Raw genomic sequence first — 262 nt, 5'->3', positions numbered from 1 at the left:
TGCGGCTCGTCATGGGCCCAGTGATGCTGCTCTGGGAGTTTGTCACCCGCCCAAAGGGCCTCGTGCGACCGCTGGCCTTGCAGGAGAAGGTGGATCAGCAGTGTCGGAACCTCGTTCTATATCAGTACAGGACCTGTCCTTTTTGCATCAAGGTGCGACAGGAGAAGCGTCGTTTGTCACTGAAAATTGAACGCGTCGACGCACAAAAAGCCGGCAAGAATCGCGACGACTTGGTGCGTGGATGCGGCCAGACCAAGGTACC

1 protein-coding gene is annotated in these 262 nt (G+C 57.3%); it reads left to right on the top strand.

The features are described 5' to 3' along the window. Nucleotides 1-262 (top strand): glutaredoxin family protein (locus B3V69_RS10675; RefSeq protein ID WP_296446438.1); only part of this gene is annotated, 262 nt, incomplete at both ends.

The sequence above is a fragment of the Rhodoferax sp. UBA5149 genome (assembly GCF_002413825.1).
Classification (GTDB): Bacteria; Pseudomonadota; Gammaproteobacteria; order Burkholderiales; family Burkholderiaceae_C; genus Rhodoferax.
This window is presented reverse-complemented; position numbering and strand designations above follow the sequence as displayed.